General features: G+C 37.0%; 16 protein-coding genes. 14 read left to right on the plus strand and 2 right to left on the minus strand.

The window, feature by feature from the left end; all coding sequences use genetic code 11:
- Positions 1-112 precede the first annotated feature (112 nt).
- From P9E47_RS07150 to P9E47_RS07175, 6 genes are all read left to right on the plus strand, one after another.
- Positions 113-763, plus strand: coding sequence for an HD domain-containing protein (locus P9E47_RS07150; RefSeq protein ID WP_326162982.1), 651 nt, complete (start codon positions 113-115; stop codon positions 761-763).
- Complete coding sequence (locus P9E47_RS07155; RefSeq protein WP_326162984.1) at positions 764-2,680, plus strand: ABC-F family ATP-binding cassette domain-containing protein; 1,917 nt, start codon at positions 764-766, stop codon at positions 2,678-2,680.
- Between the two features lie 37 nt (positions 2,681-2,717).
- On the plus strand, positions 2,718-2,945 hold the full coding sequence (locus P9E47_RS07160; RefSeq protein ID WP_003329658.1) for a hypothetical protein: 228 nt from the start codon (positions 2,718-2,720) through the stop codon (positions 2,943-2,945).
- Between the two features lie 106 nt (positions 2,946-3,051).
- The gene (locus P9E47_RS07165; RefSeq protein ID WP_326162985.1) at positions 3,052-4,017 is read left to right on the plus strand and encodes an AAA family ATPase; all 966 of its coding nucleotides are present in this window, start codon (positions 3,052-3,054) and stop codon (positions 4,015-4,017) included.
- Positions 4,018-4,019: 2 nt separating this feature from the next.
- The gene (locus P9E47_RS07170; RefSeq protein WP_003329656.1) at positions 4,020-5,315 is read left to right on the plus strand and encodes a DUF58 domain-containing protein; all 1,296 of its coding nucleotides are present in this window, start codon (positions 4,020-4,022) and stop codon (positions 5,313-5,315) included.
- Entirely contained in the window at positions 5,315-6,655 is a 1,341-nt protein-coding gene (locus tag P9E47_RS07175) for a hypothetical protein (RefSeq protein WP_326162986.1), read from the plus strand. The genes P9E47_RS07170 and P9E47_RS07175 overlap by 1 nt, the downstream gene beginning before the upstream one ends.
- Before the next feature lie 32 nt (positions 6,656-6,687).
- Here P9E47_RS07175 and P9E47_RS07180 read toward each other — a convergent pair whose 3' ends face one another.
- Positions 6,688-7,431 (minus strand): C40 family peptidase, encoded by a 744-nt coding sequence (locus tag P9E47_RS07180; protein WP_003329654.1) that lies wholly within the window; start codon positions 7,429-7,431, stop codon positions 6,688-6,690.
- A 72-nt stretch (positions 7,432-7,503) separates the two neighbouring features.
- A complete protein-coding gene (locus P9E47_RS07185) occupies positions 7,504-8,319 on the minus strand; it encodes a polysaccharide deacetylase family protein (protein WP_003329653.1) in 816 nt (271 codons plus the stop codon).
- 109 nt (positions 8,320-8,428) lie between these two features.
- Here P9E47_RS07185 and P9E47_RS07190 point away from each other — a divergent pair, with 109 nt between their 5' ends.
- From P9E47_RS07190 to P9E47_RS07225, 8 genes are all read left to right on the plus strand, one after another.
- Positions 8,429-9,211 carry a class I SAM-dependent methyltransferase gene (locus P9E47_RS07190; RefSeq protein ID WP_003329652.1) on the plus strand — a complete coding sequence of 261 codons (783 nt, stop codon included), beginning with the start codon at positions 8,429-8,431 and terminating at the stop codon, positions 9,209-9,211.
- Positions 9,212-9,253: 42 nt separating this feature from the next.
- Positions 9,254-9,400, plus strand: coding sequence for a YuzL family protein (locus P9E47_RS07195; protein WP_003329651.1), 147 nt, complete (start codon positions 9,254-9,256; stop codon positions 9,398-9,400).
- 138 nt (positions 9,401-9,538) lie between these two features.
- Positions 9,539-10,705, plus strand: coding sequence for an LL-diaminopimelate aminotransferase (locus P9E47_RS07200; RefSeq protein ID WP_003329650.1), 1,167 nt, complete (start codon positions 9,539-9,541; stop codon positions 10,703-10,705).
- 14 nt (positions 10,706-10,719) lie between these two features.
- Entirely contained in the window at positions 10,720-10,977 is a 258-nt protein-coding gene (locus P9E47_RS07205; RefSeq protein ID WP_003329649.1) for a hypothetical protein, read from the plus strand.
- A 109-nt stretch (positions 10,978-11,086) separates the two neighbouring features.
- Positions 11,087-11,737 (plus strand): YpjP family protein, encoded by a 651-nt coding sequence (locus tag P9E47_RS07210; protein ID WP_003329648.1) that lies wholly within the window; start codon positions 11,087-11,089, stop codon positions 11,735-11,737.
- A 327-nt stretch (positions 11,738-12,064) separates the two neighbouring features.
- The gene (locus tag P9E47_RS07215) at positions 12,065-12,826 is read left to right on the plus strand and encodes a C40 family peptidase (protein WP_003329646.1); all 762 of its coding nucleotides are present in this window, start codon (positions 12,065-12,067) and stop codon (positions 12,824-12,826) included.
- A gap of 226 nt (positions 12,827-13,052) precedes the next feature.
- Positions 13,053-13,232 carry a YppF family protein gene (gene yppF, locus P9E47_RS07220; protein ID WP_035196086.1) on the plus strand — a complete coding sequence of 60 codons (180 nt, stop codon included), beginning with the start codon at positions 13,053-13,055 and terminating at the stop codon, positions 13,230-13,232.
- Between the two features lie 236 nt (positions 13,233-13,468).
- Positions 13,469-14,206 carry an anthrax toxin lethal factor-related metalloendopeptidase gene (locus tag P9E47_RS07225; RefSeq protein WP_003329644.1) on the plus strand — a complete coding sequence of 246 codons (738 nt, stop codon included), beginning with the start codon at positions 13,469-13,471 and terminating at the stop codon, positions 14,204-14,206.
- Positions 14,207-14,279 lie beyond the last annotated feature (73 nt).

A 14,279-nucleotide genomic window follows, 5' to 3' on the forward strand; every position in this document is an offset into this window, starting at 1 on the left:
ATTTCTACAGTATATGGATCCACTTCACTAATAGTTGAATGATTTTGCTAAAAAATGATAAGATTTCATTATATATAAGTCTTTGTAAATAACGAAAAGGGGTTAACCAATCATGGATAAAAACAGATTAATAGAAGAGGCAACAGCGTTTGTTCGCAGTGAGCTTGAAAACGAGGCAAGTGGTCATGATTGGTGGCATATTGCCCGGGTTACGAAAATGGCTAAGCATATTGCTGAACAGGAGGGCGCTGATGTTTTTATATGTGAAATGGCAGCCCTACTGCATGACATCGCCGATGAAAAATTAAATGAAGGCGGAGAGGAAGCCGGTCTTAAACGTGTGAAAGACTGGCTTGAAGTCCATCAAGCGGACAACGAAATGATTAATACAATCATTGAAATTATTTCTACGATGTCATTTAAAGGTGGCAACCACCCGCCTATGACGACACTGGAAGGAAAGGTTGTTCAGGATGCGGACCGACTAGATGCCATCGGTGCGATTGGCATTGCACGAACATTCGCCTATGCCGGTGCACATGGTGATTTAATATATGATCCCGCTATACATCCACGTGAAAAAATGACAAAAGAAGAATATCGTGCGGTAAAAACAACAGCGGTCAATCATTTTTATGAAAAACTGCTTAAATTAAAGAATCTAATGAATACAGATACAGCTAAGGAAATGGCGGAAGCCCGCCATCAATTAATGGAGGACTTTTTACAAAAGTTTTATCATGAATGGGAAGGAAACTTGTAAATGAACATATTGTCCGTTGAAAATCTATCAAAAAGCTTTGGCGATAAGACATTATTTAATAATATAACATTTAGTGTAGCTGAAAAACAGCGTATTGGAATTATCGGAGTGAATGGGACGGGGAAGTCAACGCTTTTAAAAATATTGGCCGGGATTGAGCCGTCTGATGCAGGGGAAATCATCAAGCCGAAATCGTATAACATTGAGTATTTAGCGCAGAACCCGGAGTTTGAGGGGAATGGAACGATCTTAGATGAGATTTTTTACGGTGACACACCGCTGATTCGTTTGCTGAAAAAGTATGAAGAGGCCTTGATTGCCCTGCAAAAGGACCCGCTAAATGAACGAAAGCAAGACACGCTTTTTAAACTTCAACAGGAAATGGATGCAATGAATGCTTGGGACGCCAATACCCAAGCTAAATCAATCTTAACTAAGCTCGGACTTGATGACCACTCACAAAATGTTGGGCAGCTGTCAGGTGGACAAAAGAAACGGGTAGCAATTGCGAGAAGTCTAATACAACCGGCAGACCTGCTTATCCTCGATGAGCCGACGAACCATTTGGATATTGAAACGATCGAATGGTTGGAAGAATATATTACACGCTATCCTGGCGCGATTCTGCTCATAACGCATGATCGCTACTTTTTAGATCGTGTAACCAATGGAATTTTTGAGTTAGAGCAGGGGAATCTGTATAGCTATGAGGGAAACTATTCAACGTTCCTTGAAGCGAAAGCCATCCGCGAAGAAATTGAAGCAGCGAATGAAGATAAGCGTCAAAATCTGTTAAGACGGGAATTAGCTTGGATGAGGCGTGGAGCGAAGGCGCGGACAACAAAGCAAAAAGCAAGAATCCAGCGCTTTGAAGAGCTGCAAAACAAGCCGGGACATCGTCAAAAGGACGATCTCGATATTGCTATCGGTGGTAGTCGTCTTGGTAAAAAGGTTTTTGAAATTGAAAATATCTCTAAGCAGTATGAACATAAAACGGTCATCAAAAACTTTTCATATATCGTACAGCCATTTGAACGAATCGGTATTGTTGGCCCAAATGGTTCTGGGAAAACGTCGTTGTTAAATTTACTGACGGGAAAGGATTCTCCAGACGAAGGTACAATCGATGTTGGTCAAACGGTGAAAATCGCATACTATACCCAAGAAAATGAAGAGATGAATCAAGAACAGCGGGTCATTGATTATATTAAAGAGACTGCTCAAATCATTAAAACAATTGACGGCAAGGAAATTACAGCATCCCAAATGCTTGAGCGATTTTTGTTTTCTCCTGCAATGCAATATACGTACATTAAAAAGCTGTCAGGGGGCGAACGCCGTCGCCTTTATTTATTGAAAATTTTAATGACAGAGCCAAATGTTATCATTCTAGATGAGCCAACGAATGATCTTGATATTGAAACATTGACAATTTTGGAAGACTACTTAGAGGAATTCCCAGGTGTCGTTTTAACGGTATCGCATGACCGTTTCTTTTTAGATAAAACAAGTGATATCCTGTTTGTGTTTGAAGGGGAAGGAAGTATTCGAATTTTCTACGGGTCTTATAGTGAATATTTAGATGAAGAAAAGCAAAAGCAAGAATTACTAAAAAAAGAAGAAGCCAAAGAAAAGGCTCAAGCTGTCACTACTTCAGAACAGTCGAACAAACCGAAAAAATTAAAACTAAGCTATAAAGAACAAAAAGAATGGGAAGGCATTGAAGACAAAATCATGCAGTTGGAAGAGGAAATATCAACCATCCAACAAGAAATTGCAAGTAGTGGCTCCGATTTTGCGAAAGTCCAACCATTATATGAAAAAGAGCAATCCCTAACAACCGAGCTTGAACAAATAATGGAGCGTTGGGAAGAGCTATCGGAGCTAGTTGAACAAATTGAAAAACAAAATGCATAGATAATCAAAACCAAAAATTAGAAGGGAGTTTTACGTTATGGCATGTGAAATCAACCACACGAAAGAGGATGTATTAAGCAAGCTTGTTAGTCAAAAGGCGTATTTGCCAACCGAGCTTTACCCAAAAATGGAAAGCTTTATTCAAACAGACCTGCCACAGGAAACGTTAAATGAAGTCTTTCATTTATTGAAAAAGTATGATCTGGCAGCAGAAGCCGAGCAACAGGAACGAAATGAAGTACTGAAGACAATGGTTAAGGGATAAACAAAGAAAAAATAAAATGTTAACTAACAATTCTCCTTATACTTAGGAACTAAAAACCTAATTATAAGGAGTTTTTATAAATTAGAGAGTGGGGGATTTTATAAAAATGAGCGCAAATCACTTACCTTCCATACAAAAGGAAGCATTGGAGCATTTATGGAAAGAGTTGTCTAAAAGCGTGATCGGACGAAAAGTGGAAATGAAGCTTCTATTAACAGCTTTGTTAACTGAAGGACATGTGTTATTGGAAGACCTTCCCGGAACAGGAAAGACAACGATAGTTAAAGCTTTTTCAAAGGGGCTGGATTGTGCCTTTTCACGAATTCAATGTACACCGGATTTACTACCGTCTGATATATTAGGTGCGTCGATTTTTAACCCGAAAACGAATGAGTTCTATTTGCGCAAGGGACCTGTTTTTACAAATGTATTATTAGTAGATGAAATCAACCGGGCATTACCTCGGACACAATCCAGTTTATTAGAATGTATGGAGGAAAAGCAGGTATCGATTGAAGGTGTGACCTATTCCCTCACCGCTCCATTCATTGTCCTGGCAACGCAAAATCCCGTTGATATGGAAGGCACTTTTCCACTGCCTGAAGCCCAACTAGACCGGTTCTTAATGAAATTAAAATTAGGATATCCAACGATAGAGGAAGAACAACAAATGCTTGGGCAAGTAGGGGATGAAATTCCTTTTGATCAAATTAATAGCATTTTTCAACCAGCTGAAATTCAAGCGATGCAAAGACAAACGCAAGAGGTACAAATTCATCCATCCATTATTCAATATATTACCATTTTGGCTCACGAAACACGTAATCATCCTTTACTATCAATCGGTGTAAGCCCACGTGCAAGTAAAGCGCTTTATAAAACAGTAAAAGCATGGGCGTTACTAAATGGACGTCATTATGTGATTCCGGATGATGTAAAAGAGATCGTCCAGCCTGTTTGGAATCACCGCCTTTTATTAAAACCGGAAGCGAGATTCAATGACACCCATTCAGAGGATATATTGAATGATATTATTTCGAAAACGGAAGTACCTGAAGAACAGGTGGTTTGACTATGAGTGAACAAAAACAAAATAGGTGTGAAAACAAGGATAATGAACTTCCTTTAAAAGAGACAAGCATCTTGTTTGAAAAATATGCGATCTGGTTTTGGCTCATTTGTTTATTAGCAGCAATCTGGTTTAGTTTCCTTCCGCTGATTGCGGTCAGTACATTATTAATTTTCATTAGTCTGATTACGATAATTTGGAAAGAAAAGTCTTTAAAAAATGTTAACCCGGAAATAGAGTTAAATAAAACAAGACTGTTTGTAGGAGAAGAGTTTCATATTGAGGCTTCCGTTAAAAATGATAAGTGGCTTCCGCTAGTTTGGCTCGAATGGGAATTTCCCAAAAAGGAGGCGGTTGTCTGGGGTGATCACGAACAGAATCTATACACGATTCGTTTATTATGGCTGTTATGGTACCAACAAGTAAAATGGACCATCAAAGGTAAAGGGAATAAGCGGGGAGTGTACAAAATTGGTCAAGTAGGATTAAGGTCGGGTGATGGCTTTCGTTTTACGGAAAAAAGAATTGTCCATTCCTTTCCAGAAAAGCTCTATATTTATCCTCGTTTGCTTCCTGTTCATGTACCCTCTTTTCGGTCTTCTATCCAATGGCAGATTAAAGGAAAACAGGGAGGGTATCTTGAGGACCCATTATTAGTGAACGGAATAAGAGAATACGAGCCGGGCGACGAGTGGAGAAAATTCAATTGGAAAGCAAGTGCACGAACAGGAAAAATGCTGACAAATGTTTACCAGCCTGTTGTGAATGAACAACTGTTTATTTTATTTGATGTAAGTGGTTTTGTCATCGATAATACTGCTTTTCAGGACAATCTACTCAAGCAGGAAAAATACGAGTTAAAAAAGAGTGAAGATTTTGAGTGGGTGCTTTCTGTCATTGCTTCAATTGCAGTTGCCTATCAAAAACAGGGGGTAAGCGTAGGTTTTTCAAGTAATGGTTGTCATTATAAAGGATATAAGTTAAAGTCAGTACCACCAATGAAAGGGTTTTTATCATTTTTGGACCAACTTGCTGAAATTATTGCTCAAGTTAGTCAAAAGGGAATGTCAATGTTTGATAAAATGTTATATGAAGGGAAATTATCCCATCCATTTATTTTTTTCTGTGAAACGATAACGAATGAGCATTATCTCTGGTACAAACGACATAAACACGAAATTGCGTTAGTCAGTTTTTATTATCTAAACGACAGTGACTTTTCTAAAAAACTAAAGAATATTTCAAAAAAAATGGATGTATTCATGACAACAGATAGTCAAGTGGTGAAAGGGTCATTTTGATGGGACAGCTTAAAATTATTACACAATCATTTATATTATTATTTAGTGAAGCATTATGGATGTATTATGTGATCGTTCTAAACACTAGTTTAGAATGGCAGCAAGTAATGGACTTAGATATTAAATGGTGGATAGCTGCATGGGTAGTTGGATATTTTCTCAATAAAACGATGGCGGGCAAAATGAGCTTTCCTATTTTATTTTTAACCAATTCTATTATTCTATTATTTATTATTGTTCAGAATTGGAAAATGGCCGTTCCGGAAGGACACTTATTTTTGGGGATCGTTCTTAGCAGTGCTGTCGCTTTTGTATTTTTACGCAGTGCCTTCCTGAATAATCGAATACCAACACGTATGCAAATGGTCCGCCATTTTGAAGGTAATATCTTGTTATATATCATATTTGCAATATGCTTCACTGCAAATGAGTGGATGCAAACCGATGCGTACCATGCATTTTTCATAACGGCAATCATTTTGAGTTTAATGGGGATCGTCTTTTCTTTACAAAGTAATGAAAAAGAACAAATAGATGAAACAATGGAGATTAGAAAAGTAGGTCACTCAACATGGTTTACGGGGGTTATTACGGCGATTTTCACAACTATAATATTACTAAGTTTTTTATTTTTAATTCCATCACTTCGAGGAATGTTATTAGCGATAACGATGAATAGTTGGGAAGCGCTTAAATGGGGTGGTTCCACTCTTTTAAAGGGACTCACATGGCTTATAAGTCTCTTTCCAACAAGTGAAACGAAGGGAACGCTTCCGATGAATGAGAATGGAGAGATGAAGCTCCCTGATCAGGTTCAAGAAGAAACCTTGATCAAATTGCCGTTACTGTGGATTTTTGGAGGCATAGCCTGTATTGCTACTCTCTTATTCATCTGGTTGATAGCTAAATATAGCATACGAATAAAACCAGCAAAATCACTTAGGATACATCATGTGGTCATTGACAGAGAACCGTGGTGGTTGAATTTCAAACGGAAGTTCATACAGCTAATAATAGATCTGAAAAAGAAATGGTTCATGAAGTTTCCGCGATTTTATAAATCACCGCTCTTCTGGTATTTTTATCAAGTGCAAAAGTGGGGAAGAAAACATGGGATATTGCGATTACGAACGGAAACATCAAAGGAATTCATGGAAAAAGTAATTAGCTCTATTCCCACTCATCAAAATACTTTTTCGTACAATAATAAAAACTATCAATTATCCGATTTACTATTAAGATTACTGAATGATTATCAGGCTGCTTATTACGGCTCAACCGGAGAAACATCCATTGATGACTATAAAGTATTAATAAGCCAATTAAAAGAAATTCGCTAGAATCTCATAGATTTTAGCGAATTTCATAATTTCTAATCATATTGAGCAATTCTCTTAGAACCCAAGTATCTTTTACTCCAATAACTCTGACTGAGCTGACTAATTGTGACACCCTTTGTGGAGCCGGAGTGAATAAAGCGACCGCCCCCAAGATAAATACCGGCATGTGAAGGCCCCGGTTTATAAGTCTCAAAGAAAACTAAGTCACCAATGCTTGGTTTTTGGACCTCTATACTTTGATCCCAAATTTCACTAATCGTTCGAGGAATGGTAACCCCTTTTTTCGCAAATACATATTTAATAAAGCCGCTGCAATCGAAACCATTTGGTGTCGTACCACCCCATTTGTATGGAGTTCCTATTAAATTTAAGGCAAGCTGAAGAAATGTTCCGTCAAGTAAATGACTGTCTTTAAGTGATTGGACAGGAACTGAATCTTCATTTACGTTCTCTGTATGTATGGTTAGGGCTGCTAAAGTCTTTGCCCCAGCAATCCCATCAACCTTAATTCCGTGATGTAATTGGAATTTCTGTACAGCGGATTGAGTGTGGTTTCCATAGACCCCATCCACTCCGTACGGGTAGTACCCGAGTTGTCTTAAATTTTCCTGTAAAATCCGGACGGAAAGACCTTCATGTCCGTAGCGTAAAATAGTGCTTTCAGTAGCCGCTTTCTCGAATGATGCTTCAACATGAAGATTTGGGATCGAGACGGCAACTGCTGCCACGGCTGAGCTCATAAATAGCTTATGAGCTAAGCGCGTTTTTGAATTCATATCTTCCCCTCCTGTCTACATAAATTTGTCCATTCAGTTAAGATATTATGCGAAAAAAAAAAACAGCCCGATTCACGAGGCTGGTTCTGATGTATGCAAATTAAATTGTACAGGCTTGTTTGCATTTGTAATGGATTTGATTTTATATCCTTTTTCGTTAAGGTAGTCTAATAATTTCGGCAACATTTCAACAGTTACTTGTTTATCATGAAGAAGAACGGTTGGAATATAGCCTTTCTTTTCGGTCAAGTTTAATTGTTTAACGATATTGGTATAGACTTGGCCGGGATTATTATTTGTCCAATCCTCACTATCAATGTTCCAGTCCCAATAAATAAAATTTTCATTCTCCAGTCCGTTTTTAATATCATTTGTCAAATGAGGGAAACTGCCAAAAGGGACACGAATTAATGGGGTGTGAAACCTTGTTTGATCGTAAATAGCCCGCTGACATACCTTCATTTCATTGATGGCTACCTTTGGACTGGAATAAAACACATCTACCCGATGAGAAACACTATGGCATCCAACCGCATTGCCCTTTTTTATTATTTCTTTAAGAAGCGTTGGGTGCTTATCAATATTTCCTTTTATTAGAAAAAATGTAGCATGGGCATTCTTTGACTGAAGAATATTAAGAATATCTTGAGTATAACCGTTGGGACCATCATCAAAGGTCAAATAAATAACCTTATTAATTTGCTCATCTACTGGAAAAGAGGGGGATAATTGTTTTTTTTCAATGGAAGAAATAAAATGGGAACCCTCTTTTCCTTTTAGACCATCGGACTGAGCTTTAAAAGATGGAAAATTAAATATATTAGAAAGTATAATAGGCAGTGAACTAATAACTATTAATAGTGCAAATGTTTTTAGATAATGTTTCATGGTGTAAGATTGACGCTAATATTCACCTCTTTAACGCTTTACTATACCTATTAACTATATTACATTTATTCTATAATTTACAGGTAAAAATTTAGATTAAGGGGTTAAAATGATTATTACAACTGCAGGAAGAACGAACAATGAGATGGTTCAATTAGCTATTCGATATGCCACACTATTGCAAATACCTTACATATCGAGAAGAAAATTATCGGTAGAAGAAATAATGGTACAAGAGAAGGATGATGTATTAGTGGTCGGCCAAAACCGTTTGGATATATACCCATTGAATCATCCTCATGAGCCAATATTTTTTCACCCAAATTCAGCGATGTTTCGTGTGAAAAGAGTATTAAGAGGGGAGGATGATCCCCTTGTCTATGCAGCGGGGCTTAAGGAAGGAATGACTTTTCTTGATTGTACACTAGGACTCGGCTCTGATAGCATTGTTGCCAGCAGTGTTGTTGGGAAGACGGGGCGTGTCGTCGGGATAGAAGGAAATCGTTTTATTGCATTTTTACTCCAACATGGATTGAAGACATGGGAAAGTGGCAATGATGAAATGAATTTGGCAATGAGTCGAATTGAAGTTGTACAACGAAATAATCTCGACTTTTTAAAGGAACAAAAAAATAACTCGTTTGATGTTGTCTACTTTGATCCAATGTTCAATATGAAAATAGAAGAATCGGACGGAATAAAAGGTTTGAGGAATATTGCTCTTTACACAGATATTCTTGAAGAAACAATCGTGGAAGCAAAAAGAGTGGCAAATAAACGGATTATATTGAAGGACCATTGGAAAAGTACTAGGTTTGAAACATTTGGCTTTGCCGTTTTCCGCCGAAAAACTGCAAAATTTCATTTTGGTGTCATTGGAACGGATGATTAACAATTAAATTGGACACCTTACCGTTAGGGAGGTGGTTCGAACATGCCAAGAGAAACGAAAGCAGATCCAACAACAATCGGCCTTGGGTCTGCAGATGTGGAAGGTCAAGGAACGACTACGCAGGAAACTGGGAAATATAAAATGGACTCTTCACGTCGGAAAAAACGAAAAAAATCCGGTATCTTATAATGGAAGACTTAAAGGACTAATAGGAATTGATGCCAATAAGTTGGCATTGGTTCCTTTTTTTCTTAATGAACTGCACTCTCCCCCTCATTAATTGTGGTAAAATATTCTTCAAACAAAGAAATGGGGGCTAAGACAGTTATGGCTTTTATGACATCGAAATTAATGCAATCTTTTGAGACTAGTATATTTTCAGAATTAGCCGCATTCAAAAAAGAAAAAATTGCGCAAGGCATACATATGATTGACCTTAGTATTGGCAGTCCTGATCTTCCACCACCACCATTTATTATTGATGCATTGGTAAAGAATGTTCAGGATCCCACTCAATATGGTTATACTTTAACAGGGACAAAAGAATTTTATGAGGCAGTCCTAAGCTTTTATTCGAAGCATTATGGAGTTACCTTTAACCCTGAAACTGAAATAGTACAAATGAGCGGTTCCCAGGATGGTCTTCTTCATCTCCCTATGACTATATGTGACGAAGGGGATGTTATTCTCGTACCAGATCCGGGCTACACCGCGTACGCTGACGGTGTGCGAATGGCAAAAGCAGCTGCCTACCCCATGCCCCTCTTAAAGGAAAATGGATTTTTACCTGATTTAGATGCGATTCCAGAGAAAATCGCGGAAAAGGCGAAAATGATGATTTTAAATTTTCCTGGAAATCCGGTACCGGCAATGGCAAATAAGCCGTTTTTTGAAAAGGCCGTTGCTTTTGCTAAAAAATATGATATCGTTGTTATTCATGATTTTGCCTATTCTGAACTTGTTTTTGATGGTCAAAAACCTGTTAGCTTTCTTGAGGTAGAAGGGGCTTTTGACGTCGGGGTTGAATTTAATTCCCTTTCTAAAAGCTACAATATGGCCGGTTGCCGAATCGGCTACATGATTGGGAACAAACAGATTGTTGGAGCATTAGCGAAACTAAAATCTAACTTGGACTATGGTGTTTTTTCACCAATCCAAAAGGCTGCAACGGTCGCCCTCGTGAACGGCGATTCTTTCTTAAAAGAAAACAATAAGCGTTATGAATCAAGACGGGACGCACTGGTTGATGGACTCCGTACGATTGGTTGGGATGTGGAGCGACCACCGGCAACGATGTTCATGTGGGCAGAGATTCCAAAAGGATATACATCAAAAGAGTTCGCTATTAAGTTAATCGAAAAAGCAGGTGTTGTTGTCACACCGGGAAATGCATTCGGACCATCGGGGGAAGGATATGTTCGAATCGCTCTTGTTCAAGCAGAAGAAACATTAATAGAAGCAGTGCAAAAAATTAAAAACAGTGGTATTTTCTAAAGGAGATTTTTACAATGGATGAACTAACAAGATTACAATTATTAACGGAAGTGGTTATGGAATTTAGAACACTGCTGAGAAATGGAATGGAGGTTGATGAATTTGGGCAGATGGTCCTTGAAATTGTACAACAAGCAAATGACAGACACTTGCTCGAACTAGTTCAAGAAGCCTATGCACAAAGGCAAAAAAGCTTCGCTGCTATTGAAATACTAACTGAAGCCATGAGTTATATGCACGGTAAAATCGACCAACTCCCAAAAAGTATGTAAGTCTTTAGTTACATTTTTATTACAAAAGGGCTTATTCCTAGTTTTTTTACCAGAAACATGAGAAAATATTGAATAAATAATCAATAATAAAGACTGGGGAGACCAGCTCATGAAACTCTGGATGAGAAAACTTTTTGTCGTATTGGTAACCATTTTCACTTTTGGAACTGTTGTTCCGCAGCTATCAGTCGACATTGATAAAAATGTAAAAGAAAATAGTGATGTATCTGACCAAAATGATCGCTTATTAGTTGTTAATGACATAGAAGCATTAGAGGAAATAGAAACCGAAGAAAAAAGTGATCATTCATGGCAAAGTCTTGCGTTTTCGATTGATAATCACTCTGATTTAGTCACATCATTTACAGCTTATTCAATGATTCACGCTGAACAACAATCTATGATGAAATTTGGATCTACGATTGGTGATGTTATTGGCGACGAATTTAAACAGGTGATCCTGCCAAAAATTGAAGAGGCTATAGCTGGGCTTGCGGAAAGGGTTCCTGAAGATGATCTTCGTCAGTTGGTTATTTCAGAAAATCCAACTAGTGGACTTGGCGAAAAGATTTTTCATGTTTACCATAGCAATACAGGTAAGGATTTAATAAGATTCCATGTAAGACGGGACCATCCACCAAAGGAAGGGTATTGGTTTAACTTCCATTACCATACAGCCGAGGATGAGTTTTTAACTCATTATGATATGGGGTCGATTTATTGGGATAAAAATACTCCTCCGCATTGGATGAGTGCGTAAAAAAGAATAAAAGTTACATTTAAAAAACCGACATGGAAATTTGTCGGTTTTTTTACATTTATGCACTGGTAAATTTACCAAATGGGGAATTGTTCCAAAAACCTTCAAGCTGTGATGTAACAAATGTTATAGCTGATTGAGCTTTTTTAAAGTCCGGAAATGATCGGTTTTGGTTCCCTATATTGGCAGCTAGTCCAAGAAGTACCTAAAAAATTTGGCAGAAAAATTGTTATTATAGGGTCATAGTTTATGAGAAGCATGCGAATTATTAGTATATCAACATAATTTAATAACGAGAATAATACATACGAAGGAGAGAAAAACATCATGAAAAAGTTTATTATTACAGCAGGATTGGCGGGTACTTTATTATTTGCTTCGCAGGCTGATGCAGCCACGTACACTGTTAAAAGTGGGGATGTCTTATGGAAGATCGCGTATGACAATAATACATCTGCTTCACAAATAATAGAATGGAACGGGTTAACATCCGCAATGATATATCCAGGGCAAGTATTAAAAGTATCTCAAGATCTAACAAACTCCAAATATACTGTTAAAGCCGGTGATACAATCTATATCATTTCTCAAAAATATAATACTACGATAACAGCTATCCTTGCTATAAATGCGCAAATCACGAATCCAAATAATTTGTATATTGGACAAGTAATCAATGTTCCATCAACTTCTCAAACCGTGCCAGTACAGGAAACAACTGGTCAAGATATCATAAACAGTGGTAAGAAATACATCGGTGCAGGGTATCTTTATGGAGCTTCCACAACTAGGGCAGATGTATTCGATTGTTCTTCATTTATAAAAAGAGTATACGAGGAACATGGAATATATTTGCCAAGAACATCCCAGGAACAAGCTAATGCCGGTACGTCAGTTCCTTTTTCGCAAGCAAGAGTAGGCGATATCGTATCATATGATACAAATTTTGATGGCACGATTGATCATGCAGGTTTATTTGTTGACCCCAATACAATTTTGCATTCATCTTCTTCAAAAGGTGTGGATTACTCTAACACAACTTACTATTGGAAGGACCGTATGGTAAAGGTTACTAGAATAATAAAATAATAAAATAAAAGAAATTAAATCATGCCCTGGTACAAAAGTTTTTGACAAAAAATTATTATTTTTAACACATATAATGTAGTACCAAAACGATATTTGTCACTGTTAATGGTTTATTAATATTATTTTGTAAAAATACTACAAATTTTGTCGGAAGTTTAAAAATTCTAAAAAATAAGCATACCCTATCGAGGATGATATTATATAAGTACATTATTAACAGGGGGAGATGCGCTTGACATTAGAGGGTTTGATTCAAAAATTCGTGGAAGAAAAGGAACATAAACCAGCAAGTGCTAATGATTTACTAGATTTTTTAAAAAGGGGTTATATTCAAGGGAAACTTTCATTTGTTGAGTACAGAAAATTAATCCAAGAACTTGATCAACGTGGGGCAACAATGGCTTAAGTGAAAATTTTTTGCAAAACTAATTGAAAATTGTAAACGAATTCACAGACTAGAAAGTTAGTCTGTGAATTTTTTTTATTTAAATTTTATGTCTTTAATAAATTCTTAACTTGTTTTGCAAATTTGACAACTTTTTGATCATTTTTCTTTTATATTTTTTATACATTGTAGTATACTAAGTTAAGAATATTTAGATTATTTAATTAGTTCTGAAAATGTGAGGGATACATAACTACATGAGAAGGCTATTTGGTACCTGTTTATTTTTACTTTGTTTTTTGCCGGCATTGACATTAGCTAAAGGTGATATTACAGGCTTAACTTTAGAGGAAGCGGAGAATCATCATCAATTGAATATTGATATGGAAGACGAGAAAGTTAAGGATTTGTTGGAACAGTTGGTTATGGTTCCTCTAGAAAATGACTATAACCATCAAGAAGTGGCAGGTATGGTTTCACGTCTGGGACATATTCATCCAACGATTTTACACGATTTAGTTGTAAATAATGTTAAAATTAAGTTGTTCTCAGGAAAGTTAACGGATGAACCGTATTTCGCTGATTTAAAGGGAATATCACCAAGAGGCTGGAGCAGCCATAAAACATGGGATCAAGTGCCAGGTGCAGGTGGAACTTATATTGCTGCTGCAAAAATTGGGGCCAGCGAACCGGGAAACGGGCATGGATCCATTAACCTTGAATTACATGAAATAGCTCATTCAGTTGAGCGTACCGTCTATAAAGGACTTCGTAATAATGATGAATTTTTAGAAATTTGGAAGGAAGAGGTTCCGGTTATATTTCCGGATGATCCATATTTTAATTCTTATCCTGAAGAATACTTTGCAGAGGTCTTTGCGATGTATTATCTAAATGAAGATACAAATATAGAAGTACAGTTGAAAGCTCCAGAAACATATGAATACATTCAAAGGCTAGAAAAAAACGAAAAGATTTCAAAATTAATATTGTGACTATGCGATAGAAGGGATATCTCAAAAGAGAGGTAATCCTTCTATTTTTTGTTATATAAAATTGAATACTGAA

Origin of the sequence: Schinkia azotoformans, from assembly GCF_035811335.1 — a bacterium.
GTDB classification, from domain to species: domain Bacteria; phylum Bacillota; class Bacilli; order Bacillales; family Bacillaceae_J; genus Schinkia; species Schinkia azotoformans.